Raw genomic sequence first — 23956 nt, forward strand, 5'->3', positions numbered from 1 at the left:
GGTTATGAATTATAATGAGGTCTTTGTTATTGATTTGGTGAATGTGTTATTACCCCAATGCCACCAGCAAAGCACCGGCGGTAATCAGTGCGACGCCCAAACTCGCCACCAGCGAGATTTTTTCACCAAACAGGATAACCGCCAGAATCACCGCAAAAACTACACTGAGTTTATCAATCGGGGCCACTTGAGAGACATTGCCATGCTTGATAGCCATAAAGTAAAACAGCCAGGATAACGCACCTGCAACACCACTGAGAATAATGAATAGCAGGGCTTTTTTATCTGCCAATACCCCACCGATCAGATTGAATTTCCCTTGAGCTAGCACCACGCCGACCAGGAACAGCGCCATCACGACAGCACGAACGGCGGTCGCAGTATTGGCATCCAACTGCTGCAAGCCGATTTTACCGAAGATAGCGACCAGAGAGGCAGTGAAGGCAGATAACAGGGCGTAAATCAACCAAGTACTCATGAATAATAAGACCTATTAGCATTTAAAAGTTTGATGCTACGCCGCTGACAGCTATTTTCCTAGTATCAATGTAAATTTTTATATCACACAAGATGTTACGGGATAAAGCGATAGCCGACGCCGGTTTCAGTTAGCAGATGCTTAGGGCGGGTCGGGTCTGTTTCTAATTTCTGCCGTAAATGGCCCATATAAATACGCAGATAGTGGCTGTGTTCGACATAATTTGGCCCCCAGACTTGGCTTAATAACTGGCGCTGGGTAATGACTTTACCGGCATTCGTCAACAATGCAGAGAGCAGGCGAAACTCAATCGGTGTCAGGTGCAGATTTTCGCCGGCACGGGTAACCTGACGATTAATCAGATCAACGCTGATATCGGCAAAGCCCACCAGCGGGCTTTCCTGACTACCACCGCTATGGCGGCGCAAAGCAACCCGCACTCTAGCCAATAACTCACTGATTCCAAATGGTTTGCTTAGGTAGTCATCGGCTCCGGCATCCAACGCGGCCACTTTATCTTCTTCATTGTTACGAGCCGATAAGACGATAATAGGAATGGCACTCCACTGGCGCAGGTCTTGAATATAAGTCAGCCCATCGCCGTCTGGTAACCCCAGATCCAAAATAATCAGGTCCGGTTTGCGGGTACCGGCTTCAATTAGCCCCCGTTGCAAGGTATCACTCTCGAATACTCGCCAGCCCTCACTCTCCAGCGCAATACGAACAAAGCGCCGGATCTCTTTTTCATCTTCTACGATTAGAATGTTAGTCGGGGATATAGTCACTTCTCCTCATACCCGTCATACTTCAAGCTGCTTGCAGCGGCCCCGGTCACTGACTTATGTAAGCTCCCGGGGACTTACTCAGTTGCCGCCTTCCTGCAACACGAATTATTTAGGGTATATCATTTTTCAGCATCAAGGTGTTCACTATCAATGTTTTCACCATCAATATCTGGCGCGCGCTCTAGTGGTAGCGTGAAGCGGAAGCTAGCACCGCCATCTTTATTGTTCTCAACCCAGATGCGCCCACCGTGTACATCAATAATGGCACGACAAATGGCTAAACCCAAGCCGACACCGGGAATGGCTGACTCTTTGTTGCCTCGGGAGAATTTATCAAAGATTAGCTGTTCTTGCCCAAGGGTCACTCCTGGGCCATTATCCCATACTTCTACATTTAGCCACTCACCTTGTACTGCGGCCCGAATCCCCAGCAATGCCCCCTGACCGGCATATTTATGCGCATTTTCCAACAAATTGATAAATACCCGTTCCAGTAAGCTGCCGTCACAGTTGATCAACACCATTTCATCCGGTAACTCGACGTTGATGTGATGATGATTGAGGGCGGTTTCTAGCATATGCAGGGCGCTACCCACGATCTCTTCCAGTGATTGCCACTCTTTACGTAGATTAAACCCACCCGATTGAATACGCGCCATATCCAATAAGTTATTCACCAGTCGGGTGGTACTCAGCACTTGTTGGCGGATTTGATTGGCTTGCGGCGCATGGCGTGAACCTTCCGCTGCCAGATCCAGCGTCAAAATTTCGGCCTGACCGAATAGCACCGTCAATGGGGTACGTAAATCATGAGATAGTGCCGCCAGCAGTGAGTTACGCAGTTGCTCGCGTTCGGCATCCAGTTTTGCCAATTCGGCACTGCGGGCCAGATGTAGCCTTTCCAGAGCATTGGCGATCAGACTGGTAAAGGTTTGCAGCAAGCGCTGCTGCTCCGGCACCATTAATTGGCGCAGGTTGGCAGGTTCGATTGCCAGCACGCCAAAAGTTTGCCTGGAGGCGGTCAACGGTAATAACTGATAGGGGACACCGGGCAGGGTGTCGGTACCGGCACCTGCTGGTGCGCCTTTGTCAAAACTCCAGCGGGCAATAGCCACATCAACAGAAAGTGCGCCGCCTTCGTCAGTGGCGACTTGCTGCAAGCGTCCATCTTCTTGTGGCAGTAACAGGTCAGTTTTCGCTTGAAAACTGCTGGAGAGAAAATGACGACTGGTTTTGACAATATCCGCAGGCGTTAGGGCACGGCTTAATCCGCGCGACATCTCATACAAATGTCTGGCGCGCTGCTCGCGATAACGGGCAATTCTGGCTTGATAGCGCACCCCGGCGGTAAGATTACCCACCACGATACCGACAATCAGCATCACGCCAAACGTCACCAGATACTGCACATCAGTGACCGCCAGTGACCAATGTGGTTGAACAAAAAACAGATCGAAACTGGCGACATTAATCACTGCCGCCAAGACTGACGGCCAGCGGCCATAGAACAGTGCAATAATCACAACACCCAGTAAGTAGACCATCACCAGGTTGGCTTGATCGAAACCGGGGATGAGCCACTGCGATAACACCGTAATCAGGGCACACAAGCCGATGGCTGCCGCACAGCCACGCAGTTGCATCCGCCACTTTTCAGTAAAGGTACGAGAATCACTCTCTTTCACCACATTGGGGGGGGTATCGCCCTCCAGTGCAATAATCACCAAATCCAGATCTGGCCCCAGCTTGCCCAAGCGATCTGCAAAGCTACCACGCAGTTTCCACTGTTTTTCCGTGCGGCGACCAATGATGATTTTCCCCAGATTATGTTCTCGGGCGTAACGCAGGATGGCCTGTTCTTCACGGGGTTCTGACAGCGTAGCGGTTTCTGCTCCTAACTCTTGCGCCAATTTTAATGTGCGTAAAATGGCCCGGCGCTTCGCTTCTGGCAGGCCATGCAGACGGGGGGTTTCCACATAGACTGCATGCCAGATACACCCCAATCGGGCTGCCAGCCGGGCAGCAGTTCGGACCAGTTTTTCGTTACCGCTGTTATGACCAATACACAATAAGATGGCATCACGGGTATGCCAGACACGTTCGCGCCCCTGAGTGTCACGGAAAGCACGCATCTGATCATCAACCCGATCCGCGGTACGGCGCAGTGCCAGTTCGCGCAGGGCGATTAAATTGCCCTTACGGAAGAAGTGCTCGATGGCTCGCTCCGCCTGACCCGAAATATAGACTTTACCTTCATTCAGCCGCTGGCGCAGGTCATCGGGGGGGAGGTCGACCAAAACCACTTCAGTGGCTTCATCAAACATATGGTCGGGCACGGTTTCCCGCACCCGGATACCGGTCACGCCGCCGACCACATCATTCAGGCTTTCCAGATGCTGTACATTGACGGTGGTCAGCACATCAATGCCCGCATCCAGCAGTTCTTCAACATCCTGCCAGCGTTTCGGATGGCGCGAGCCATAGGCATTACTGTGCGCCAGCTCATCCATCAGGATCAGGGCCGGGTGGCGTGCCAGGGCCGCATCCAAATCAAATTCACGTACCTGACGATTGCGGTGATGAATTCGCTTTTGCGGTAGGATGGTCAGCCCTTCGAGCAGCGCTGCGGTTTCGCTACGCCCGTGTGTTTCCACTACACCAACCAATACATCCAGCCCTTGGGTCCGCAGGCGCTGAGCCTCTTGCAGCATGGCGTAAGTTTTGCCCACCCCCGCGCAGGCCCCGAAAAACACTTTCAGCCGGCCACGGGTCTTCTCATTGGCTGCTGCGAGCAGGCTGTCGGGGTCGGGGCGGGTTGGTTCTGCATCCACCATGTTATGTCCTTAAGATTTTGCCGGGTTGATCGGTACTTTTACCGGGCTTTGGGCATCCAACGCCATATTCAGATTCAGCACATTCACCACTGATTCACCGAAGAAGTTCGGTGTCGCTTTTTGCACACTACTATCAATCAACTGCTTCACTTCAGACAATGGCATCTGGCGCACGCTGGCGATGCGGGGAGCCTGATAATAGGCCGCTTCCAATGAAATACTGGGATCCAGACCACTGCCTGATGCTGTCACCAAATCAACCGGGACTGGGCCAGTTTGTGTCGGGTTAGCCTGACGCAGTAATGTTACTCGCTCACTGATAACCTGATCCAGTGCGGGATTGCTGATGGACAGATTACTCCCACCAGAGGCCATTGGATTATAAGGCATATCTGCTGTTACCGATGGGCGGCCGGCAAAATAGCCTGGCTGAGTAAAGTTTTGGCCTAGCAAGGTAGAACCGACAACTTCATCACCCAGCATCGCCAGTGAACCACGCGCTTGCTCGGCAAACATCAATTTTGCCAATCCGGTAGTCAGCAGAGGATAAGCTATCCCGGTGATAAGTGTCAGTAATATCAGTAGAACCAATGAAGGTCGCAGGTATGACATGGATATTGCCTCTCTATTCGGTCTTAATAGCGGCCACCAGCAAAACACGCCGTGGCCATTGCAAACATTAATTACTGAGTTTTCAGCCCATCATTAGGGCGGTCAGTACCAGATCGATCAGTTTGATACCGACAAACGGCACCAATAGGCCACCCAGCCCATAGATCCACAAGTTACGACGCAGCAGCGCCGCTGCACTCATCGCCTTGTAACTCACCCCTTTCAGTGCTAACGGGATCAGGAACATAATCACCAGCGCGTTAAAAATAACCGCCGACAGTATGGCCGACGCCGGGGAGTGCAACTGCATGACATTCAGGGCATTAAGCTGCGGATAGGTAGCTGCAAATGCAGCCGGGATAATGGCGAAATATTTAGCAACGTCGTTGGCGATACTGAAGGTGGTCAGCGAGCCACGGGTCATCAGCATCTGTTTACCGATATGCACCACCTCAATCAACTTGGTTGGGTTAGAATCCAAATCCACCATGTTGCCAGCTTCTTTCGCCGCTTGTGTTCCCGAGTTCATCGCCACGGCGACGTCAGCCTGCGCCAGTGCCGGGGCGTCGTTGGTACCGTCACCGGTCATTGCCACCAATCGGCCTTCGGCCTGATACTGGCGAATCAATGCCAGTTTGGCCTCTGGCGTGGCTTCCGCCAGAAAATCATCCACACCCGCTTCGGCGGCAATGGCGGCTGCTGTCAGGCGGTTATCACCGGTGATCATCACTGTTTTGATGCCCATTTTGCGCAACTCGGCAAAACGTTCTTTGATGCCACCTTTGACGATATCTTTCAGCGCCACTACACCCAGCACCCGTGGCCCATCGGCCACTACCAGTGGCGTACCACCGGTGCGGGCGACACTTTCCACCGCGTCTTCCACTGCCCGCGGGAAATGGCCCTGATTGGACTCGACATGGCGGCGAATAGCATCCACAGCACCTTTACGGATCATTCTGTCCTGCACGTTCACACCACTCATCCGTGTTTGTGCCGAGAAAGGCACAAAGGTGGCATTCAGACTGTGCAAGTCACGTTCGCGCAGGTTAAAGCGCTGTTTCGCTAACACTACGATACTGCGGCCTTCTGGCGTTTCATCCGCCAAAGACGAGAGCTGCGCGGCATCGGCCAGTTGTTGCTCGGTGACACCCGGTGCAGGTAAAAACTCAGACGCCTGGCGGTTACCCAGTGTGATAGTGCCGGTTTTATCCAACAACAGCACATCAACGTCACCGGCAGCTTCCACCGCGCGCCCGCTGGTGGCGATCACGTTAGCGCCCAGCATCCGGCTCATCCCGGCAACCCCGATGGCTGATAGCAGGCCACCGATGGTGGTTGGGATCAGACAAACCAGCAGCGCCACCAGTACCGTAATTGTCACCGGTGAACCGGCATGATTGGCCTCAACACTGAACACCGAGAACGGATAGAGAGTCGCCGTCGCCAGTAAGAAGACAATGGTCAGAGCCACCAGCAAAATGGTCAACGCCACTTCGTTAGGGGTTTTACGCCGTTTCGCGCCTTCAACCATGGCGATCATCCGGTCAAGGAAGGTTTCGCCGGGGTTAACGCTGCACTCAACTACCAACCAGTCGGACAACACGCGGGTACCGCCGGTCACGGAAGAGAAGTCACCACCGGATTCACGGATAACCGGAGCAGATTCGCCGGTAATGGCGCTTTCATCAACGGATGCACCACCTTCCAGCACTTCGCCGTCACAGGGCACGGTATCGCCAGCTTCAATTAACACCACATCGCCTTTGCGCAAGCTATCGGCGGAGACTTTCTCCTGTGGCGCATCAAAGCGGGCTTCTGACAGTTTTTTGGCCCAACTGGTTTTTTTCACCCCACGCAGACTTTCTGCCTGCGCTTTACTGCGCCCCTCGGCCAAAGCTTCGGCGAAGTTGGCAAACAGCACGGTAAACCACAGCCACAGAGCCACATTGCCGGTAAACATGGCACTACCGGTGGTTTGGCCGCTTAATATCGCCAGCCAAATCAGAGTGGTCAGCCAACTCCCCAGATAGACCACGAACATCACTGGGTTACGCCATTGGACGCGTGGGTCCAGTTTCTTCACGGCATCAATAAGCGCAGTACGAACCAGTGCTGGCTCAAAAATCGCGCGTTGTTTGCGTGTCATAGTAGTTCTCTCATCAATGTGCTAACCAAACTTGCAGATGCTCAGCAACCGGACCTAAGGCCAGCGCTGGGATAAAGGTCAATGCGCCGACCAACAGCACCGTACCTACCAGCAAACCGATAAATAGTGGTCCAGCGGTTGGCAGCGTGCCATTACCCGCGGGTTGCCGCTTCTTCGTCACCAATGAGCTGGCAATGGCCAATACCGGCAGAATCACGCCAAAGCGGCCGAAGAACATGGCGGCAGCCAGCAGCAGGTTATAAAACGGCGTATTGACACTCAGGCCAGCAAAGGCGCTGCCGTTATTGTTGGCCGCAGAGGAGAGGGCGTAGAGAACTTCGCTAAAACCATGCGCACCGGGGTTAAGAATCCCCGCCCGCCCGGCATCAGTGCAGAGTGCCAGTGCGGTACCCAGCAGCACGATAGCCGGGGTGACCAGAATGGCCAGCGCGGTCATTTTCATATCAAATACGTCAATTTTCTTGCCAAGATATTCAGGGGTACGACCAATCATCAACCCGGCAATAAAGACGGTCAGCAGCACGAATAGCAGCATGCCGTATAACCCAGAACCGACCCCACCAAACACCACCTCGCCAATCTGCATTAACCACATCGGTACCATGCCACCTAAGGCGGTAAAGGAGTCATGCATGGCGTTAACGGCCCCACAAGAGGCTGCGGTAGTGACCACGGCATACATACTGGTTGCCAGAATGCCGAAGCGGGATTCTTTACCTTCCATATTGATATTGCTGTCGGCACCTAACTGAGTTAAGTGCGGGTTACCGGCCAGTTCTGCATACATCACCACGACTACGGCCACCACAAAAATCAGTGACATAGCCCAGATCAGCGCATGGCCCTGACGGCTATCACCCACCACCTGACCGAAGGCAAAACAGAGTGAACAGGGTATGAGGAAAATCGCCAGCATCTGCACAAAGTTACTAAAAGCAGTTGGGTTTTCAAATGGATGTGCGGAGTTAGCGCCAAAGAAACCGCCGCCGTTGGTCCCCAACATTTTTATGGCTTCCTGCGAGGCTACCGGCCCCATTGGTAGGGTCTGTTTTACCCCTTCAAGGGTGGTGATATGCAGGTAGCCATCCAGGTTTTGTAATACCCCCTGACTGACGAAAATTAGTGCGATAATCAGCGCAATCGGCAGCAACACATATAAGGTGATGCGCACCAGATCGACCCAGGCATTTCCCAATGTGTGGGCCGAATGGCGGGCAAAGGCACGGATCAGAGCAAAAGCGACGGCAATGCCGGTTGCGGCAGAGAGGAAGTTTTGTACCGTCAGACCGGCCATTTGACTGAGATAACTGAGGGTGTTTTCGCCGCTATAGGCTTGCCAGTTGGTGTTAGTGACAAAGCTGACCGCGGTATTTAAGGCCAGATGCCATGACATACCCGGCATGTGTTCAGGATTTAGCGGTAACGAACCTTGCGCCATCAACAGCGTGAACAGCAAGGCAATACCCAGTAAGTTAAAGCAGAGAATGGCGAGCGCATATTGCCAGCCGTTCATCTCTTCATTTTTTACACCGCTACAACGCCATAAACCGGCCTCGACTTGGCGCAATGGCGCAAAGGGTTCGCCTTCGATTATGCGAGCCAAAAAGCTCCCCAACGGGCGGGACAGCACCAACAACACCAGCATGAAGCTGGCGATAAGCAGAAATCCTGACGCTGCCATTTAAAAATCCTCCGCATTAAACAAGGCATAAACCAGATAGCCAAGAAGCAGTAAGACCAACAGCGCACCACTAATGATGCTGAAACTCACGATACACCTCCACAACGCTTATTTTTGATAACAACAGCTTATGAAGTCGGGCGAAAAGTTCCTGATAAAAAATGGCCGTGAGGTGTAAAAAAAGTATAAAGACGGTCAAAAAACAGACATGAAATGGGTGTAAATTAACCAGTGGCAGCGCAGTATCGCCAATTCTGGCCCTTGAAGGGTTAGGCACTAAGTCAATACATATAATTTGCCAATTACTAAAGAGTACATAACTGTAATGTAACCAATGATTGGTTTTAAATTAACCTTACTGTAACAAAATTACAGAATTGACAATTTTTTTCGGCTTTTGATGCAATTGAGTGGTCGGATGAGTGGTAAAATTTCAACCGATACGGTAAAATTTTGTCCAGTTTCCAATTTTGTTTATTTTATTTTCAACGCCAAGTTGTAAATCGACTCTCTGTTTAACCGAGTTGGCTGTTACACAAAGGCGTTTTAAAGGAGGATCGTTATGACCATGTACAACGCATACCCATTGCATCAGGTTCTCTTGCGCCGGAGCGCAGTGATTCTGGTCGGTTTACTGGCACTGCCGGTGATGTTTTTCCGCAAAGACCGTGCCCGCTTTTACAGTTACCTGCACCGGGTTTGGGCTAAAACCAGTGATAAGCCGGTGTGGTTGGCACAGTCTGAATCGGCAATACAGGATTTTTACTGAGATAAATCAGTAAGTTGCTCGCAGATAAAAACGGCGTAAAATTAATGGCCCGTGGGTTAACACTCGCGGGCTTTTTACTGCCTGCGATATCTGCCCCAGATATAAAGGTATCAAGCAATAGCGTGGTTCTCGGGCAACAACTGTTATGCTGTGATGAGAAAAGCTGCCAAGGCCAAGGGAGAATAGAATGCTGGAGAGTAATCAGGTAACCCACAGTATTGAGTACTGCCATGCGCGAGACGAGCTTGATGCGTTATATGCAGCAGGCATAACGCGTGGCCAATTGATGGATTTTCATAGCCGGTATAAGTTAGTGCTGTTGGCGCATTCGCAGCCTGAATACCGCGAAATTGGTCCTTTTATTGCCTCAATGGATAGATGGTCATCATTAATTGAGTTTACTGATGAGTATCGCCAGCGTTTACTGCATTTGTTGTCTCATCAGCCAACGTCCGCCAATCACACCAACGTATTAATGCATGTACAGGGCTATTTTCGGCCTTACCTTACGTCAACACAACGTCAGGCATTGGCACAGCTTATCGAGCAGTATCGGGTAGGTGAGTTGCCTTTGAGTGTCCCTATCGGCCAAATAAATGCTTACTTGGTTGAATTCCCGAATGAGTATCTGGCCGGACAACGCTATTTTACATTTTACTCGGCACAAGGATAAGGCATGGCGACGCATCTGGTCTGGTTTCGTAATGATTTACGCGTAACGGATAATCTGGCGCTGCATGCCGCTTGTCAGGACCCACAAGCCACTGTGATTGCGCTATTTATCGCCACGCCGGCACAATGGGCGGCACATGATATGGCTCCCCGGCAGGCCACCTTCCTGCTGCAAAACCTACAACAGTTACAGCACGCACTGGCTATACGGGCGATACCGCTACACTATCATCAGTGTGATAATTTTCAGGATTCCATTATCTGGCTGGATGATTTTTGTCAGCAGCAGCAAGTGGATGCGCTATTTTATAACCAACAGTATGAGTTAAATGAACAACTGCGAGATGGGGCGCTAGTGACGCGGCTCAATCATCGGCAAGAAGCCGGTCACACCATTACCTGTCACCGTTTCGATGACAGTGTGTTATTGCCGCCGGGCAGTGTCCTGACGGGTAATAATGAGATGTACAAAGTATTTACCCCGTTTCGCCGCGCTTTTATTCAGCGTTTAATGATGAGTGAATGCCGCTGTGTCCCTGCGCCAAAAACGCGCGATAACGTGGTAGCTGCCATGCCATTACCACTGCTCCCGTTTGACTATCCGCAACAACCGGTAGATAGCCAATTATTTCCGGCAGGCGAAGAGGCGGCATTACACCGCCTGCGCAGTTTTTGTCGCGAGCAGGTTCAGGACTACCAGCAACAACGTGATTTGCCTGCTGTGGCAGGGACCAGTTGTTTGTCACCTTATCTGGCGTTGGGGATACTTTCGCCCCGTCAATGCTTTAACCGCTTGTTGGCAGAATGCCCCGCGTTGCTGGAAAACTCCGACGGTGGTGCTTTTACTTGGCTTAATGAGTTGATCTGGCGTGAATTTTATCGCCATTTGTTAGTGGCCTATCCGCGTTTATGCCAGCATCGTCCCTTTATTGACTGGGCTGATGGCGTAATATGGCATCACTCAGAACAGCAACTGCTTGCCTGGCAGCAGGGGCAAACAGGTTACCCTATTGTTGATGCAGCTATGCGGCAGTTGAATGAAACCGGCTGGATGCATAACCGCCTGCGGATGATCAGCGCCAGTTTTCTGGTTAAAGATCTGTTGATCGATTGGCGACACGGCGAACGCTATTTTATGTCCCAGCTATTGGATGGGGATTTGGCTGCCAATAATGGCGGCTGGCAGTGGGCTGCCTCCACGGGTACTGATGCTGCACCCTATTTTCGTATTTTTAATCCCACCACCCAGGGCGAGCGTTTTGACCCGAGCGGCGTTTTTATCCGCCGTTGGTTACCTGAGCTGGCGAGGGTGCCAGACAGTGATATCCATCAGCCATGGCGCTGGGCGCAGCGGCAACAGCAACATCTGGATTACCCACTACCGCTGGTGGATCATAAGCTGGCCAGATTGGCTACACTCGCGGCATTTGAAGCCGCTAAGCGGGATGGCCGCAAGGATCCCTAATCACCAGGAGCCTGCATGTTTTTGACATATATTTCGACTAAATTCTGTGTTTCAACTAAAACCCATGTTTTAACGAAACCCACGTTATGTACCAATAAGATAACCCACATGGTGCTTAACGCCGGGCTGATTTTATCGTTTAGCCTATATAGTTCGCTGGCAGCGGCCGGTTTTGAGGTGGTGGCACTGGGGGTGGATGGGGGTGTCAGCGATGGCAATCTGACATCTTATCTGATTCGTGATGATAGCCAGCCGGTCTATTTAGCTCTGGATGCCGGTTCGGTGTTACCGGGTATTGCCAAAGCTCTGGAGAAGGGCGCTTTCCCCGAGATTACCGATGAAACCGCCGCCCCGCTGACACGTCAGGGTTATATCTTCCGCCAGCGCATCAACAGCTATTTTCTTAGTCATGCCCATCTTGACCATGTTTCCGGCCTGATTATCGGTTCGCCGGAAGACAGCAAAAAGACCCTTTATGCCTCGGCAGACACGATTGATGTATTGCGAAACTACTATTTTAACTGGCGTGTCTGGCCTAACTTTACTGACAGCGGCAGCGGTACCCGGCTGGGAACCTATCGCATGCAGATGGTGCGGCCAAATCAACCTCTAAGCCTGGGCTTAACCCGTTTGACGGGGGAATTGTATCCACTGAGCCATGATAAGTCCCCCTCTGCTATGTTATTGATCAGCAGTAATAATCAGTCATTTGCCTATTTTGGTGATACTGGCCCGGATGAGATGGAAAAGTCGAAAAATCTGGATACGGTGTGGCGCAACCTGGCCGAAAAGGTTAAACAGCAGCAATTGAAAGGGATGATAATCGAAGTTTCTTTCCCCAATGACGTTGCTGATAGCAAGTTGTACGGCCATATGACGCCTAAGTGGTTGCTGAAGGAATTGAAAAATCTGGAGAAATACAGCGGTGAAGGCCAACCATTAAAGGGGCTACCGGTGGTTATCAGTCATATAAAACCTTCATTTAAACAGGGGCAAGATGTGCGTAAAACCATTGCCACTGAGTTGCAACAAGGCAATGATATGGGGGTTAATTTTATCCTGATGGAGCAAGGCGATAGCCAGCGTTTTTAACTACCCATTTATATTTTTTAAGGCTGATGAAATGCGCAATACCGAACTGGAAACTCTACTCAATAACCAACTGAATATCTCGGCTTTTCAAGACTATGCACCCAATGGTTTGCAAGTTGAGGGGCGCGAAGAGATCAAGCGCATTGTCACCGGCGTGACCGCCAGCCAGGCACTATTGGATGCTGCGGTTGGGCAACAGGCTGATGCTATTTTGGTTCATCACGGTTATTTCTGGAAAAATGAACCGGTCGTGGTGCGTGGAATGAAACGTAACCGGCTGAAAACATTGCTTACCAACGATATTAATTTGTATGGCTACCATTTGCCACTGGATGCTCATCCTGAATTAGGCAATAACGCGCAATTGGCTAAATTACTGGGTATTCGGGGGGTGGGTGAAATTGAATCTTTCTTACCTTATGGTGAGTTTGATGCACCGTTAAATGCGGTAATTTTACGTGAACGACTGGAAAAGTTGTTGGGCCGTGAGGTATTACATTGTGGTGATCGAGCGCCAGTAGATGTGCGTCGTCTTGCCTGGTGTACCGGCGGCGGGCAGGGTTTTATCCAACAAGCGGCTGATTTTGGTGTTGATGCATTTATCACTGGTGAAGTTTCAGAGCAAACAATTCATATTGCCCGGGAGATGGGCGTGAATTTTTATGCTGCGGGGCATCACGCCACTGAGCGCTACGGCATCAAGGCGTTAGGCGAATGGTTGGCTAGCAAGCATCAATTTGAAGTTATCTTTATCGATATCCCCAATCCCGCCTGACCATTATGCAACATTATGCACTGGTAATAAGTATCGGTGCATAACCTACTGTAGATATCTCCTTGTTTATGTGCAATTAAACCATACTTTAAAAAAGGTTTTATCCTCTCTCTGGCTATTTAAAATCACCATCTGGTCATAGTTGGATGATAAACCGACAGTTTTTAAGAATATTTGCTCTCTATAGCCTGATTCTAAATAAGAAAAGAATCGATTATTTACCTCTTTCCTTCGTAAAAAACTTCAAAATACGCGGTTTCCAGCGGTTAATTTCATTATTTACATTGAATCTAGTGATTGCTGATATCTATTGGTTGATTCAGTTCTATTGACAGCAGTTAGGTGCTAACGCATAAATATGTCCTTATAAAAGCTATTTATCTAATGAAAATAAAAACTATACATGTCTTAGGGGGACGGGAGTGCAAAGAGCACGATGCTATTTATTGGGAGAGAGTGCGGTGGTTCTGGAATTGGAACCGCCGGTAACATTAGCAAGCCAGCAACGGATCTGGGGCTTGGCTGATCGTCTGATTCATCATCCTGATGTCCTTGAAGCGATTCCGGGTATGAATAATCTGACTCTATTATTGTCAGATCCACAAAATACGGCGCTGGACGCCATTGAACGCCTCCAACGCTGGTGGGAAGAGAGCGAATCATTAGTGCCTGAATCACGTGATATCACCATTCCAGTGATTTATGGCGGTGAGGCAGGCCCAGACCTGGCTGAAGTGGCTCGTCACACCGGTATGACAGAGCGTCAGGTGGTGGAGTGCCACGCTGGCGCGAGCTATATCGTCTATTTTTTGGGGTTCCAGCCGGGCTTCTCATATCTGGGGGGGATGCCGGAAAAGCTCGCCACGCCACGGCGTGCTGAACCACGTTTAGTGGTAGCACCCGGTTCTGTCGGTATTGGCGGTAGCCAAACCGGTATCTATCCACTGGCAACGCCCGGTGGCTGGCAACTTATTGGCCGCACATCATTGGCACTGTTTAACCCGCTGGAGATGCCGCCAACCTTGTTACGGCCCGGCGATAATGTGCGCTTCCTGCCCTTAAAGGAGGGCGTATGCTGAATATTATTCGTTCAGGTATTTATACCACAGTCCAAGACAGTGGCCGTGGCGGTTTTCGCCGTTTGGGAATCAGTCAGGGGGGGGCACTCGATTTACCGGCGCTCAGCATGGCAAATATGCTGGTAGGTAATGAGCCTGATGCTGCCGGGCTGGAAATTACCCTGGGTCAGTTTACGGCACAATTTACGCAACCAGGCTGGATAGCGGTGACAGGAGCCGGTTGCGATGCCCGACTTGATAATCAGTTGCTGTGGACCGGCTGGCGTTATCCGGTCAAGCCGGGGCAGCAGCTAAAACTCAGTGTGCCACATCGGGGAATGCGCAGCTATTTAGCCATCTCTGGAGGGATTGCAGTACCGGAGATGTTGGGTTCACGCAGCACCGACCTGAAAGCCGGTTTTGGCGGTTATCAGGGGCGACTGATCAAAGATGGCGACACCCTGCCATTAGGCCAAGCTACGCGTTTACCACGTGAATCAGTCGGTATCAAACAACTGTTATTTGGTAACCGTGTCCGGGCTGTTCCTGGCCCGGAATATCATGAGTTCGACGATATCGCACAGGGTGCTTTTTGGCGTGAAGCCTGGCAACTCAGCCCACAGAGCAACCGTATGGGATATCGCCTGACCGGGCGCGAATTAGCGCGCACCACGGACCGCGAGATGTTATCCCACGGATTATTACCCGGCGTGGTGCAAGTGCCGCACAACGGCCAACCGATTGTGCTGATGGCTGACGCGCAAACAACCGGCGGTTATCCGCGCATTGCCTGTGTTATCGAAGCAGATCTTTACCATTTAGCTCAGCTTAGGCTCGGCGAACCGGTGCATTTTGTGCCATGCACAGTTGAGGAGGCGCTGCGGGCCAAAGCGGAGCAACAGCATTTCTTAAAACAGATCGCATGGGGTTTACAGCAAGGATTCGATGCGACGGAGGCCAAATGAAGATTGATTTAAACGCCGACTTAGGTGAAGGCTGCGCTAATGATCAAGCACTGCTGCAATTGGTCAGTTCAGCCAATATTGCCTGTGGCTTTCATGCCGGTGATGCGCAGACCATGCGCCAGTCGGTGCGCTGGGCTATGGAATATGGCGTTGCTATCGGTGCGCATCCGAGTTTCCCTGATCGCGAGAATTTTGGTCGAACCGCGATGCAGTTACCCCCTGAGACGGTGTATGCCCAAGTGGTTTATCAATTAGGTGCCTTGGCAGCCATCGTGAAGGCGGAGGGCGGCGTGATGCAACATGTGAAACCTCATGGCATGTTGTATAACCAGGCGGCGGTTGATCCTCTGCTGGCGGATGCAATAGCGAAAGCGGTGAAAGCCGTGGACACGTCGTTACGGCTGGTTGGATTGGCGGGAAGCGAATTGGTCCGTGCCGGTGAGCGCGCAGGTTTGGTGACCCGACAAGAGGTATTCGCTGATCGCCGCTATCAGCCTGATGGCACTCTAGTGCCGCGCAGCCAGCCAGATGCCTTAATTGAAAGTGACGAGTTGGCGTTGTCACAAACGTTGGCAATGGTGCAGCGTCAGCAGGTTCAGGCTCGTGATAGCAGTTGGGTAGCGGTACAGGCGGATACAGTATGCGTCCACGGTGATGGCGCCCATGCCTTGGATTTTGCCCGCCGTTTACGCCACAGTTTTCAGCAGCAAAATATCACGGTAACCGCGCAGTAAGATGGACGTTGGGCAGTAAAAATTATAACCGCCTGGCCCGGGTGGAATGGCTTCATCAATTAGATACATATCACACTTTATAACAACACTTTAGGACAGGAGAGTCACCTTGGAACAAACGGTAAACCTTTGGCCGCTAATTGGTATTGCGGCGATCGTAATTGGATTTTTACTGCGCATCAACGCAGTACTGGTGGTGATTACCGCCGGCATCATCACTGGTCTGGCGGCGCTAATGCCAATGGCCACTATTTTGGAAAAACTGGGTGAAGGTTTTCTCAATACCCGCAACCTACCTCTGATTCTGTTACTGCCACTGGCTGTTATCGGCTTGCTGGAGCGCCACGGCTTGAAAGAGCGAGCGCAGGCGTGGATTTCACAAATTAAAAGTGCCACCTCTGGCCGTTTATTGATTGTGTATCTGTTTGTGCGTGAAGCGACAGCCGCGCTGGGTTTAACCAGTCTGGGTGGTCATCCGCAAATGGTACGGCCATTACTGGCACCGATGGCAGAAGGGGCGGCTGAAACCCGTTATGGTGAGTTACCGGAGAAAGTGCGTTATCGCCTGCGTGCAATGTCTGCCGCGACCGATAACGTTGGGTTGTTCTTCGGTGAAGATATTTTTGTCGCTTTCGGTGCGATTATTTTTATGCACAACTTTATGCTGGAATCCGGTGGCATTCAGACCGAGCCGTTACACATTGCGTTGTGGGGTATCCCGACTGCGATTTGTGCTTTCCTGATCCACGCCTACCGTTTGCAACGTTTGGATAAACATCTCGCCGCTGAGTTAACCGCACTGAGTCAGTCTGCTTTGGCTACCAAGGGAGACGCAAAATGATTTTCCAACAACAATATCTTTATTGGCTGGCTGGCGTAGTGCTGTTGATTGTCGCGTTAATGTCATTTCGTGATAAGGCCAACCCACGTCGTATCACCACCGGCTTATTTTGGGGGTTATACGGGCTGATTTTCCTGGTGGGCGATTGGACCTATCGTCTGGCCAATACTTTGGCGGGCGAGGGGCCGGATGAGAAGCGCATTCTGAATATTACTGTCGGTGTGGTGGTGGTGATTATGGCGCTGATTGCCGGTTTTGGTGGGGTAAAACTGGGTAGCTATCATCAACGCACTCCAGAACAGCGCGAAGTGAGTGCCAAGCGTTTGGGGAATCGGCTGTTCATCCCGGCATTGGCTATCCCGGTGGTGACGGTTATTGGTGTGCTGCTGTTTAACAATATCCCCGCGCTGGATCAATGGCTGTTTGGTACCGGCAACCACGCCACCTTAGTCACCTTATTCTCGATGACTGTTGGTTGTGTTCTCGGTTTGATTATTGCGGTCGTCATGACCCACGAAACCGCGGCACAACCGGTGCAGGAAGCTCGGCGTTTGCTCGATTCCATCGGCTGGGCATTTATCTTGCCACAGATATTGGCCACCCTTGGCCTGCTGTTTACCACCGCCGGGGTCGGAACCGCTATTGCCCATCTGACACAGGAATATCTGGCAGTCGATCATCGCTTTGTCGCCGTGGCGGTCTATGCTATTGGCATGGCACTGTTAACCATGATCATGGGTAATGCCTTTGCTGCCTTCCCCATCGTTACTGCCGGTATCGGTATTCCAATTTTAGTATTGCAACACGGCGGTAATCCCGCAGTGATGGCAGCTATTGGTATGTTCTCAGGTTACTGCGGTACCTTAATGACCCCGATGGCAGCCAACTTTAATATCGTTCCTGCTGCGTTACTGGAGTTGCCGGATAAGAATGCGGTGATTAAAGCCCAGATTCCAACCGGGGTGACTCTTTTGATTGTTAACGTATTCTTGCTGTATTTCCTGATGTTCCTCTAGGAGTGGTGATGAGAAGTGTATTAATTACCGGGTTTGAGCCATTTGGTGGGGAGCGAGTAAATCCTTCTTGGGAAGTGGTCAAACAATTGAATGATTTAATGCTGGGTGGGGTCAGAGTGGTGGCTCGCCAGTTGCCTTGCGCCTTTGGTGAAGCATTAACTGCGTTGAATGCCGCGATAGATGAGATTCAGCCAGTATTGGTGTTGGCTGTCGGTCAGGCCGGGGGACGCGCCGATATTACTATCGAACGGGTAGCTATTAACGTTGATGATGCCCGTATTCCTGACAATTTGGGGAATCAACCGGTAGATCAGCCGATAGTTGAGGATGGCCCGGCGGCGTACTTTACCCGTTTGCCCATCAAGGCGATGGTGCAGGGTATCCGTGAGGCGGGCATTCCGGCCTCGGTCTCCCAGACGGCCGGAACCTATGTCTGTAACCATGTGATGTACGGGTTATTGCATCGATTAAATCAGCTCAATAGTGAGGTGAAGGGTGGTTTCATTCATATCCCTTATCTGCCGGAACAGGCGGTAGCTCACCCCGGAGCACCCAGTATGTCAACACATTCAGTGCTGGTAGCCTTAGAACTGGCTATCTCTATTGCCATGCAAATTGAACACGATCTGCACATATCAGGCGGCGCGATCCACTGATTTTCCTATAAAAAAACGCCACCTTCACAGGTGGCGCTCTCGTCATAAACAGCCTAACTACTCTGCTTATTTCTTCAGTTGACTATTGAAGTCACGTTCGGCATAACCGGTATAAAGCTGACGCGGACGGGCAATTTTAAGGCCCTCATCGTGCATTTCATTCCAGTGAGCAATCCAGCCAATGGTACGGGCTATCGCGAACATCACGGTAAACATTGAAGACGGGATCCCCATGGCTTTCAGGATGATACCTGAATAGAAGTCCACGTTTGGATATAGCTTTTTCTCAACGAAGTAGGGGTCTTCCAGTGCGATACGTTCCAGCTCTTTCGCGACAGCAAATAGGCTGTCATTTTCCAGTTTGAGTTCTTTCAATACCTCATCACAGGTTTCTTTCATCACCGTAGCGCGCGGATCGTAATTCTTATACACGCGGTGACCGAAGCCCATCAGGCGGAACGAGTCGTTTTTATCCTTCGCGCGTTTGATAAATTCTGGAATGTGCTCGACAGATTTAATCTCTTCCAGCATTTTCAGGCAGGCTTCGTTCGCGCCGCCGTGAGCTGGCCCCCACAGAGATGCTATCCCCGCGGCGATACAGGCAAACGGGTTAGCGCCCGAAGAACCGGCGGTGCGCACGGTAGAGGTAGAGGCGTTCTGTTCGTGGTCGGCATGTAGGATAAAAATACGATCCATCGCGCGTTCCAGCACCGGGTTGACTTCATACTCTTCGCACGGTGTGGAGAACATCATACGCAGGAAGTTACCGGCATAGGACAGGTCGTTACGTGGATAAACGAAGGGCTGGCCGATGGAATATTTGTAACACATGGCAGCCACTGTTGGCATTTTAGACAGCAGACGGAAGGCGGTAATTTCACGATGGCGCTCGTTGTTTACATCCAGTGCGTCATGGTAGAACGCGGCCAGTGCACCGGTCACTCCGCATAATACAGCCATCGGATGTGAGTCGCGACGGAACCCACGGAACAAGCTGGTGATTTGCTCGTGGATCATGGTGTGGCGGGTTACTGTCGCTTTGAAGGTTTCATACTCTTCTGTTGTGGGTGTTTCGCCGTACAGCAGAATGTAGCAAACTTCCAAATAAGTAGAGTTTTTTGCCAATTGATCAATAGGGTATCCACGATGCAGTAGGATCCCTTTATCACCATCGATAAACGTGATTTTTGATTCGCAGGACGCGGTAGAGGTAAACCCAGGGTCATAGGTAAAATACCCTTTAGAACCTAAAGTGCTGACGTCGATCACGTCAGTGCCGAGGGTTGGGGATAGAACCTTCAGTTCAATCGCAGCTTCGCCTGCCAGATTCAGCGTCGCTTTTTTATCAGCCATTTACAGTCTCCTTCGCGCTTATTTTAAAAACCGCTAACAACTGGAATGTCTTAGATGCCTGTAGGGCATTATCTTATCGGCACTGCTCTGTTTGATTCACGATTAAACGTTTTATTCACGATTAAAACATGATTTAGGGTACAGAGTGTCTTACCAATGCGGCCAGCGATCCGAGAGGCTGGATCGATAGCGACGTTACAAAGTTGTTAACGATTTGTCGGATGCTTATCGTTTATAGTTCATTGCCTACGATATCTATGGGGATATTCACTTAATACACTGTTGCATAACTTAGGCTTATGGGGAAGTGTATCCGCAGACCTTTAGTGCATCATAGGGCTTATTTCTACCCTAGTTGTAATGGAAATGTTTATTCTTTGTCAAATCAGATAATTAATTTTATATAAATTGTGTAAATCGTGATCCTAATCACTGTTCAGGGGAAATGTTACCAATCGGTTTGTGTGGGAATTGTAATAAGAATGTGAACCCCCTATACTGCCGCCAGGTCTCCGGATTACCCTGAAGTAGGAGCACCCAGCGTTATATAGAACACGTCATCTAGGCATGCAGGATGTTATGTTTAAATGTGCGATGTGAAGGGTTTCGGCTCTTAACGCTGTCTGATCCCAACAAGGCCCGGAGGAAGGAAAATAATAAGAGCTGTGTGGGCAAAACCGTGAAAAAACAAAGACCTGTCAACTTGGATCTGCAAACGATTCGATTTCCCGTTACTGCGATAGCGTCCATTTTACACCGAGTCTCTGGCGTAATTACTTTCGTTGCCGTTGGTATCCTCCTTTGGCTGTTAGGTTTGTCTGTTTCCTCGCAAGAGGGATTCATGCAAGCAGCGGCTGTCATGAATAGTTTTATTGTTAAATTCATCTTCTGGGGAATACTTACTGCACTGGCCTATCACGTTTGCTGTGGCATCCGTCACTTGCTTATGGATTTTGGCTACATCGAAGAGAGCTTGGCTGCGGGGACCCGCTCCGCCCAAGTAACAATGGTGTTAACCTTGGTGCTGTCAGTTTTAGCTGGAGTCCTCGTATGGTAAGCAATGCTTCTGCGTTAGGGCGTAATGGAGTACACGACTGGCTGTTACTGCGTGCTTCTGCAATCGTCATCACTCTTTATATTCTTTATATCCTGGGCTTCGTCGTTATTGTCCCGGACATCACCTATGAAATCTGGCGCGGCTTTTTTGCCTCGCACATCACAAAAGTATTTACCCTGCTGACCTTACTGTCGATTCTGGCTCACGCTTGGATTGGTCTGTGGCAGGTATTAACGGACTATATAAAGCCGCTAGCGGTACGACTGGTGTTACAACTGGCCGTCGTGGTTACGCTGCTGGTCTATCTATTGTATGGAACAATTGTGGTGTGGGGTGCTTAAATGAAACTGCCGGTCAGAGAGTTTGACGCTGTTGTCGTCGGTGCAGGTGGTGCAGGTATGCGCGCCGCACTGCAAATTTCACAAATGGGGCTGTCTTGTGCCCTGATATCTAAAGTTTTCCCTACCCGTTCCCATACGGTATCTGCGCAGGGCGGTATTACCGTGGCGCTGGGTAATACCCATGAAGATAACTGGGAATGGCATATGTATGACACGGTAAAAGGTTCCGATTATATCGGTGACCAGGATGCCATTGAATATATGTGTAAAACCGGTCCAGAGGCGGTACTCGAACTGGAACATATGGGGTTACCTTTCTCCCGTTTAGAAGATGGCAGCATTTACCAGCGGCCATTTGGTGGGCAATCGCGCAACTTTGGCGGTGAGCAGGCGGCGCGAACTGCGGCAGCCGCTGACCGTACCGGCCATGCGCTATTACACACCCTTTATCAGCAAAACCTGAAAAACCACACCACTATCTTCTCTGAGTGGTATGCACTGGATCTGGTGAAAAATCAGGATGGCGCCTTTGTTGGCTGTACGGCTATCTGTATTGAAACCGGTGAAGTGGTCTATTTCAAAGCGCGGGCCACGGTGCTGGCCACCGGTGGTGCGGGTCGTATCTATCAATCAACCACCAATGCGCACATTAATACCGGTGACGGCGTGGGGATGGCACTGCGTGCCGGTGTACCGGTGCAGGATATGGAAATGTGGCAGTTCCACCCGACGGGTATCGCTGGGGCGGGGGTGCTGGTTACCGAGGGTTGCCGTGGTGAAGGCGGTTATCTGCTGAATAAGCACGGTGAACGCTTTATGGAACGTTATGCCCCGAACGCCAAAGATTTGGCGGGTCGTGACGTGGTTGCACGTTCCATTATGATTGAAATCCGTGAAGGTCGTGGCTGTGATGGTCCTTGGGGCCCACATGCCAAACTGAAGTTAGATCATTTAGGTAAAGATGTGCTGGAATCCCGTCTGCCGGGCATCCTTGAGTTATCTCGCACCTTTGCTCACGTTGACCCGATTAAAGAGCCTATTCCGGTTATTCCAACCTGTCATTACATGATGGGCGGTATTCCGACCAAAGTGACCGGCCAGGCAATTACAGTAAATGAAAAGGGTGAAGATGTTGTCATCCCTGGTTTGTTTGCGGTCGGTGAAATCGCCTGTGTTTCCGTCCACGGTGCCAACCGCCTGGGGGGCAACTCATTGCTGGACCTGGTGGTGTTTGGTCGTGCCGCCGGTATGCATCTGCAAGAGTCATTACTGGAGCAGGGTGCTAGCCGCGATGCCAGCGAATCAGATATTGAAGCCTCACTGGAACGAATGAACCGTTGGAACAACACCCGTTCAGGTGAAGATCCAGTTGAGATCCGCAAAGCACTGCAATCTTGCATGCAGCATAACTTCTCGGTATTCCGCGAAGGTGATGCGATGGCGAAAGGGTTGGAAGAGTTAAGAACTATCCGCGAACGTCTGCAAAATGCCCGTCTGGATGACACTTCCAGCGAGTTCAATACCCAGCGTATTGAATGTCTGGAATTGGATAACCTGATGGAAACTGCGTTTTCCACTGCCGTATCAGCAAACTTCCGTACCGAAAGTCGTGGTGCTCATAGCCGCTTCGACTTCCCGGACCGTGATGATGCTAACTGGCTGTGCCATTCGCTCTATTTGCCAGACACTGAGAGCATGACCCGCCGTGAGGTAAACATGCAGCCTAAGCTACGCGCGGCATTCCCGCCGAAAGTGCGTTCTTATTAATGCATGTGTTGTGTTGATAGGGTTAAACCTAACCCGTTGCGGAGGAAAAGGTCATGAAACTTGAGTTCTCAATTTATCGTTATAACCCGGACATCGATAACGCGCCGCACATGCAGGATTATGAGCTGGAAGCGGAAGAAGGCCGGGATATGATGTTGCTGGATGCGCTCATCCAGTTGAAAGAAAAAGATCCTACCCTGTCGTTTCGCCGTTCATGCCGTGAAGGTGTGTGTGGTTCAGACGGTTTGAATATGAATGGCAAAAACGGTCTGGCTTGTATTACGCCAGTCTCGGCATTGCAAAAGGGTAATAAAAAGATTGTGATTCGCCCATTGCCGGGGTTACCGGTGGTGCGGGATTTAGTGGTCGATATGGGGCAGTTTTATACTCAGTACGAGAAAATTAAACCTTACCTGTTGAATGATGGCAAAAATCCGCCGGCACGTGAGCATCTGCAATCCCCGGAACAGCGCGAAAAACTGGATGGTTTGTATGAATGCATCCTGTGCGCCTGTTGCTCGACATCTTGTCCGTCATTCTGGTGGAATCCAGATAAGTTTGTCGGCCCGGCAGGGTTACTGGCTGCTTATCGCTTCCTGATTGACAGCCGTGATACCGAAACAGCAGCACGGTTGGATGACCTGGACGACGCTTTTAGTGTTTTCCGCTGCCATAGCATCATGAATTGTGTCAGTGTTTGTCCTAAAGGCCTTAACCCGACCAAAGCAATTGGTCACATTAAGTCTATGTTGTTACAGCGTAGCGCATGATAGTTACAGCGTAGCGCAGGTATAGCTACAGTGTAGTGATTGATAGCTACAGGGTAGCGAATGAT

Annotated in this window: 23 protein-coding genes; 15 read left to right on the forward strand and 8 right to left on the reverse strand. The window is 50.8% G+C overall.

All coding sequences use genetic code 11. The features are described from left to right. Window positions 1-49: 49 nt before the first annotated feature. From V2A85_RS05315 to V2A85_RS05345, 7 genes are all read right to left on the reverse strand, one after another. A complete protein-coding gene (locus tag V2A85_RS05315; protein WP_372558348.1) occupies window positions 50-478 on the reverse strand; it encodes an EamA family transporter in 429 nt (142 codons plus the stop codon). 95 nt (window positions 479-573) lie between these two features. Further along, on the reverse strand, window positions 574-1263 hold the full coding sequence (kdpE, locus tag V2A85_RS05320; protein ID WP_420071012.1) for a two-component system response regulator KdpE: 690 nt from the start codon (window positions 1261-1263) through the stop codon (window positions 574-576). Window positions 1264-1382: 119 nt separating this feature from the next. After that, a complete protein-coding gene (gene kdpD / locus V2A85_RS05325; protein ID WP_420071013.1) occupies window positions 1383-4097 on the reverse strand; it encodes a two-component system sensor histidine kinase KdpD in 2715 nt (904 codons plus the stop codon). Between the two features lie 9 nt (window positions 4098-4106). After that, a complete protein-coding gene (gene kdpC, locus V2A85_RS05330) occupies window positions 4107-4709 on the reverse strand; it encodes a potassium-transporting ATPase subunit KdpC (RefSeq protein ID WP_083159620.1) in 603 nt (200 codons plus the stop codon). A gap of 82 nt (window positions 4710-4791) precedes the next feature. Beyond that, on the reverse strand, window positions 4792-6858 hold the full coding sequence (gene kdpB, locus V2A85_RS05335; RefSeq protein ID WP_372558350.1) for a potassium-transporting ATPase subunit KdpB: 2067 nt from the start codon (window positions 6856-6858) through the stop codon (window positions 4792-4794). Window positions 6859-6871: 13 nt separating this feature from the next. Beyond that, window positions 6872-8560: a potassium-transporting ATPase subunit KdpA gene (kdpA, locus tag V2A85_RS05340; protein ID WP_420071014.1), complete on the reverse strand. Its 1689-nt coding sequence runs from the start codon at window positions 8558-8560 to the stop codon at window positions 6872-6874. Further along, window positions 8561-8650: a K(+)-transporting ATPase subunit F gene (locus tag V2A85_RS05345; RefSeq protein ID WP_032907040.1), complete on the reverse strand. Its 90-nt coding sequence runs from the start codon at window positions 8648-8650 to the stop codon at window positions 8561-8563. A gap of 472 nt (window positions 8651-9122) precedes the next feature. On the opposite strand from V2A85_RS05345, the gene V2A85_RS05350 reads away from it, so the two are divergent. From V2A85_RS05350 to pcp, 11 genes are all read left to right on the forward strand, one after another. After that, window positions 9123-9329, forward strand: coding sequence for a YbfA family protein (locus V2A85_RS05350; protein ID WP_420071015.1), 207 nt, complete (start codon window positions 9123-9125; stop codon window positions 9327-9329). 187 nt (window positions 9330-9516) lie between these two features. Beyond that, window positions 9517-10002 carry a YbgA family protein gene (locus V2A85_RS05355; protein ID WP_083159615.1) on the forward strand — a complete coding sequence of 162 codons (486 nt, stop codon included), beginning with the start codon at window positions 9517-9519 and terminating at the stop codon, window positions 10000-10002. 3 nt (window positions 10003-10005) lie between these two features. Beyond that, on the forward strand, window positions 10006-11466 hold the full coding sequence (gene phrB, locus V2A85_RS05360) for a deoxyribodipyrimidine photo-lyase (RefSeq protein ID WP_372558353.1): 1461 nt from the start codon (window positions 10006-10008) through the stop codon (window positions 11464-11466). A 108-nt stretch (window positions 11467-11574) separates the two neighbouring features. Beyond that, window positions 11575-12558 (forward strand): MBL fold metallo-hydrolase, encoded by a 984-nt coding sequence (locus tag V2A85_RS05365; protein WP_372559846.1) that lies wholly within the window; start codon window positions 11575-11577, stop codon window positions 12556-12558. Window positions 12559-12589: 31 nt separating this feature from the next. After that, window positions 12590-13333, forward strand: coding sequence for a type 2 GTP cyclohydrolase I (locus V2A85_RS05370; RefSeq protein ID WP_372558354.1), 744 nt, complete (start codon window positions 12590-12592; stop codon window positions 13331-13333). Between the two features lie 422 nt (window positions 13334-13755). Further along, window positions 13756-14412 (forward strand): 5-oxoprolinase subunit PxpB, encoded by a 657-nt coding sequence (gene pxpB, locus V2A85_RS05375; protein ID WP_050086195.1) that lies wholly within the window; start codon window positions 13756-13758, stop codon window positions 14410-14412. Next, window positions 14406-15356, forward strand: coding sequence for a 5-oxoprolinase subunit PxpC (gene pxpC / locus V2A85_RS05380; RefSeq protein ID WP_372558355.1), 951 nt, complete (start codon window positions 14406-14408; stop codon window positions 15354-15356). The genes pxpB and pxpC overlap by 7 nt, the downstream gene beginning before the upstream one ends. Beyond that, on the forward strand, window positions 15353-16090 hold the full coding sequence (gene pxpA, locus V2A85_RS05385; protein WP_420071016.1) for a 5-oxoprolinase subunit PxpA: 738 nt from the start codon (window positions 15353-15355) through the stop codon (window positions 16088-16090). The genes pxpC and pxpA overlap by 4 nt, the downstream gene beginning before the upstream one ends. Before the next feature lie 109 nt (window positions 16091-16199). Then, complete coding sequence (locus V2A85_RS05390; RefSeq protein ID WP_372558356.1) at window positions 16200-16931, forward strand: DUF969 domain-containing protein; 732 nt, start codon at window positions 16200-16202, stop codon at window positions 16929-16931. Beyond that, complete coding sequence (locus V2A85_RS05395; protein ID WP_372558357.1) at window positions 16928-17947, forward strand: DUF979 domain-containing protein; 1020 nt, start codon at window positions 16928-16930, stop codon at window positions 17945-17947. Before V2A85_RS05390 ends, V2A85_RS05395 begins: the two co-directional genes overlap by 4 nt. Window positions 17948-17955: 8 nt before the next feature. Further along, the gene (pcp, locus tag V2A85_RS05400; protein WP_420071017.1) at window positions 17956-18603 is read left to right on the forward strand and encodes a pyroglutamyl-peptidase I; all 648 of its coding nucleotides are present in this window, start codon (window positions 17956-17958) and stop codon (window positions 18601-18603) included. A gap of 66 nt (window positions 18604-18669) precedes the next feature. On the opposite strand, the gene V2A85_RS05405 is transcribed toward pcp, so the two are convergent. Next, the gene (locus tag V2A85_RS05405; RefSeq protein WP_372558359.1) at window positions 18670-19956 is read right to left on the reverse strand and encodes a citrate synthase; all 1287 of its coding nucleotides are present in this window, start codon (window positions 19954-19956) and stop codon (window positions 18670-18672) included. A gap of 667 nt (window positions 19957-20623) precedes the next feature. Here V2A85_RS05405 and sdhC point away from each other — a divergent pair. The 4 genes from sdhC to V2A85_RS05425 are packed head-to-tail and all read left to right on the forward strand — an operon-like array spanning window position 20624 to window position 23891. After that, window positions 20624-21013, forward strand: coding sequence for a succinate dehydrogenase cytochrome b556 subunit (gene sdhC / locus V2A85_RS05410; protein ID WP_372558360.1), 390 nt, complete (start codon window positions 20624-20626; stop codon window positions 21011-21013). Next, window positions 21007-21354 carry a succinate dehydrogenase membrane anchor subunit gene (sdhD, locus tag V2A85_RS05415; protein ID WP_050098880.1) on the forward strand — a complete coding sequence of 116 codons (348 nt, stop codon included), beginning with the start codon at window positions 21007-21009 and terminating at the stop codon, window positions 21352-21354. The genes sdhC and sdhD overlap by 7 nt, the downstream gene beginning before the upstream one ends. Next, window positions 21355-23121, forward strand: a complete 1767-nt coding sequence (gene sdhA / locus V2A85_RS05420; protein ID WP_083159603.1) for a succinate dehydrogenase flavoprotein subunit — start codon at window positions 21355-21357, stop codon at window positions 23119-23121. 53 nt (window positions 23122-23174) lie between these two features. After that, window positions 23175-23891 (forward strand): succinate dehydrogenase iron-sulfur subunit, encoded by a 717-nt coding sequence (locus V2A85_RS05425; RefSeq protein WP_083159601.1) that lies wholly within the window; start codon window positions 23175-23177, stop codon window positions 23889-23891. Window positions 23892-23956 lie beyond the last annotated feature (65 nt).

The sequence above is a fragment of the Yersinia sp. 1252 StPb PI genome, from assembly GCF_048593885.1.
GTDB lineage: Bacteria > Pseudomonadota > Gammaproteobacteria > Enterobacterales > Enterobacteriaceae > Yersinia > Yersinia enterocolitica_E.

What these genes read in the sequence shown, in the direction of transcription:
- V2A85_RS05315 (WP_372558348.1), bottom strand. Translation starts at nt 478, where the DNA reads ATGAGTACTTGGTTGATTTACGCCCTGTTATCTGCCTTCACTGCCTCT.
- kdpD (WP_420071013.1), bottom strand. Translation starts at nt 4,097, where the DNA reads ATGGTGGATGCAGAACCAACCCGCCCCGACCCCGACAGCCTGCTCGCA.
- kdpC (WP_083159620.1), bottom strand. Translation starts at nt 4,709, where the DNA reads ATGTCATACCTGCGACCTTCATTGGTTCTACTGATATTACTGACACTT.
- kdpB (WP_372558350.1), bottom strand. Translation starts at nt 6,858, where the DNA reads ATGACACGCAAACAACGCGCGATTTTTGAGCCAGCACTGGTTCGTACT.
- kdpA (WP_420071014.1), bottom strand. Translation starts at nt 8,560, where the DNA reads ATGGCAGCGTCAGGATTTCTGCTTATCGCCAGCTTCATGCTGGTGTTG.
- V2A85_RS05350 (WP_420071015.1), top strand. Translation starts at nt 9,123, where the DNA reads ATGACCATGTACAACGCATACCCATTGCATCAGGTTCTCTTGCGCCGG.
- V2A85_RS05355 (WP_083159615.1), top strand. Translation starts at nt 9,517, where the DNA reads ATGCTGGAGAGTAATCAGGTAACCCACAGTATTGAGTACTGCCATGCG.
- phrB (WP_372558353.1), top strand. Translation starts at nt 10,006, where the DNA reads ATGGCGACGCATCTGGTCTGGTTTCGTAATGATTTACGCGTAACGGAT.
- V2A85_RS05365 (WP_372559846.1), top strand. Translation starts at nt 11,575, where the DNA reads ATGGTGCTTAACGCCGGGCTGATTTTATCGTTTAGCCTATATAGTTCG.
- V2A85_RS05370 (WP_372558354.1), top strand. Translation starts at nt 12,590, where the DNA reads ATGCGCAATACCGAACTGGAAACTCTACTCAATAACCAACTGAATATC.
- pxpC (WP_372558355.1), top strand. Translation starts at nt 14,406, where the DNA reads ATGCTGAATATTATTCGTTCAGGTATTTATACCACAGTCCAAGACAGT.
- pxpA (WP_420071016.1), top strand. Translation starts at nt 15,353, where the DNA reads ATGAAGATTGATTTAAACGCCGACTTAGGTGAAGGCTGCGCTAATGAT.
- V2A85_RS05395 (WP_372558357.1), top strand. Translation starts at nt 16,928, where the DNA reads ATGATTTTCCAACAACAATATCTTTATTGGCTGGCTGGCGTAGTGCTG.
- pcp (WP_420071017.1), top strand. Translation starts at nt 17,956, where the DNA reads ATGAGAAGTGTATTAATTACCGGGTTTGAGCCATTTGGTGGGGAGCGA.
- V2A85_RS05405 (WP_372558359.1), bottom strand. Translation starts at nt 19,956, where the DNA reads ATGGCTGATAAAAAAGCGACGCTGAATCTGGCAGGCGAAGCTGCGATT.
- sdhD (WP_050098880.1), top strand. Translation starts at nt 21,007, where the DNA reads ATGGTAAGCAATGCTTCTGCGTTAGGGCGTAATGGAGTACACGACTGG.
- sdhA (WP_083159603.1), top strand. Translation starts at nt 21,355, where the DNA reads ATGAAACTGCCGGTCAGAGAGTTTGACGCTGTTGTCGTCGGTGCAGGT.
- V2A85_RS05425 (WP_083159601.1), top strand. Translation starts at nt 23,175, where the DNA reads ATGAAACTTGAGTTCTCAATTTATCGTTATAACCCGGACATCGATAAC.